This window comes from Micromonospora sp. 4G55 (assembly GCF_016803375.1).
Map to the genome: position 1 here is coordinate 1 of NZ_JAEVHN010000830.1, position 2,400 is coordinate 2,400.

A 2,400-nucleotide genomic window follows, 5' to 3' on the forward strand; every position below is an offset into this window, starting at 1 on the left:
CCGCCGGCCGTGCGCGGGTAGTGGCTGCCGGACGGCCCGGCGAAGCTGGCGGTGGCCACCCACACGCCGTGCTCGGCGGCGACCCGCCGGGCCCGGATGTCCGGCACCGCCGCGTCCGCAGGCGCCTCCAGCACCCCGGACAGGTACGCGTCGACACCGAGCGCCACGGTCCGCGCCGCGTGCTCCACCACCCCGGTGTCCTTGCAGACGGCCAGGCCCAGCCGCCAGCCGTCCACCTCGACCACCGCCGGCTCCCGGCCCGCGACGAACCGCGCGGCCTCCGCTCCACCCAGGAACATCTTCCGGTACGCCACCCGCGCGCCGCCCCCGTCCACGGCCAGCACACCGATGTACGCCGCACCGGCGTCGTCGGCGACCGGTGCCCCGACCAACGCCAGCGCGCCCGTCGCCCGGCACGCCGCGACCAGCGGCGCCAGCCGGGAGTCGGCCGGGTCGAGCGGGGGAGCGTCCAACTCGTACCCGGTCAGGGAGAGCTCGGGGAAGAGCACCACGCGGGCGTCGGCGGCGCGGACCAGCGCGGCGTGCGCCGCCACGTTGGCGGCGACGTCGTACGGGACGCAGTGGGGCTGGGCCACCGCGAGGGTGAGCGGCGTACGCACGGGTGGGCTCCCTTGCTGGATCGGCTCGGCGCGGGCACCGGACGTGGTCGATGCGCGCGCCGGCTCGTAACTTTGGTCCATGATCTCTGGCTCCCTGGCGCTCCACCCCCGCGCGGTCGTGTCCACCTCCGAACCGTCCGCGGAAGGTCCGGTCGGCTACGTCACCGGACTGGTGGAGCGGCTCGGCGGCCCGGGCGCCGGGCTGGCCGTGGCGCTGGAGAACCTCTTCCCGCCGATCCCGAGCGAGGTCATCCTTCCGCTGGCCGGCTTCGCCGCCGCGCAGGGGAAGATGAGCCTCGTCGGGGCGATCCTGTGGACCACGCTCGGCTCGGTGGTCGGCGCGTGGGTGCTGTACCTGATCGGCGCCGCCCTGGGCCGCGACCGGATGCGCGCCATCGCGGCCCGGCTGCCGCTGGTCAAGCTGAGCGACGTCGACCGGACCGAGGCGTGGTTCCTCAAGCACGGCGTCAAGGCGGTGTTCTTCGGGCGGATGATCCCCATCTTCCGCAGCCTCATCTCCGTGCCGGCCGGCGTGGAACGGATGCCGGTCCGCACCTTCCTGCTGTACACGACGCTGGGCAGTCTGATCTGGAACACCACCTTCGTGATGGCCGGCTACCTGCTGGGCGAGAACTGGCACGTGGTCGAGTCGTACGTCGGTTCGTTCCAGAAGCTGGTCATCGCCGCCTGCGTGGCCGCCGCGGCCTGGTTCGTCGTCACCCGCGTACGCCGCGCCCGCCAGGCCCGCGCCTCCGCCGTGTCGTCCCCGGACCCGTTCGACCCGGCGCCGCCGGCCGCGCCGGTGCAGGTCGGCGAGGTGAGCGGTCCACCGGGGCACCGTCTACCGCGCCTCCTCCTGGCGCCACGACACCTGACCCCGGTTGTCCTGCCTGCTGTCCCCAAGGTCCGTCCCAGGTCGGCCCGTGGGGTGACGCGCGGTTTGCGGCGTGTCGCGGTGTCCCCGCGTCCCCGTCACCGCGACACGCCGCAAACCGCGCAGCCGACGACAGCGGCCCTCATTGCGGAGCCCGGCGAAGGCCGGGAGGGGCGACAGGCGGCCGGCAACACCCCAGAGGGCCTGTTGCGCGGATTGTCCGATTCAGTGAGGCGGCGCGAACTGGCTGGCCGGCCAGGTGCTCATGCACCGACTGTCCGATTCCGGGGCCGCCTGGGTGCCGTCTGATGTCCTGTTCTGCGCCGACGAGTGGCGGGGCGTCCGGTGACTGGGGCCACCCTGGCGGTGGAATGGTGGCCGGGCCGGTGTCGTTACACCACCTGGACGATCGCAGCAGCACCCCGCTGGCCTGGCCCGAACGCTTGGGTCGCCCGGGGTGCCTGGCCCGGAACGATGACGGGCCCCGGGTCGTTACATCACCTGGACGATCGCAGCAGCACCCCGCTGGCCTGGCCCGATCACATGGGTCGCCCGGGATGCGGGCCCCCGGAATGATGGTGGGCCGCCGGTCGTTACACATGGACCCGGCGCCGCGAGCCCCCCGCTCGCGAAGCCTGCCGGGTGAAGACTTTCCCCTGATCTTTTGAGCGCCGTCGTGGTGCTTGCGCCCGCTCGACCCCCATCGAGCCTGGGCGCCAACCCCCGAATGGAGCCACTCTGATGAACACGACCATTCTGCGTAAGAGTGTTCTGGGTATTGCTGGTCTGGCCTTCGCCGGTGGCGTCTTCGCCGGCCCGGTCACCGAGGCTCACGCCGCCCCGGCGGTGGACGCCAAGGCGGTGGCTGCTGGTGCAGGCCGACAAGCCCGGCAAGGGCAAGCTGAT

At 73.1% G+C, this 2,400-nt stretch carries 1 protein-coding gene and 1 pseudogene; one reads left to right on the forward strand and one right to left on the reverse strand.

The genetic code is table 11. The features are described 5' to 3' along the window. On the reverse strand, window positions 1-620 hold a 620-nt coding region (locus JNW89_RS34840; RefSeq protein WP_238452264.1), incomplete at its 3' end, for a carbon-nitrogen hydrolase family protein. Between the two features lie 79 nt (window positions 621-699). Between JNW89_RS34840 and JNW89_RS34845 the strand changes: the two are divergent. Then, window positions 700-1,495 (forward strand): annotated as a pseudogene (locus JNW89_RS34845) (DedA family protein). Window positions 1,496-2,400: the final 905 nt, after the last annotated feature.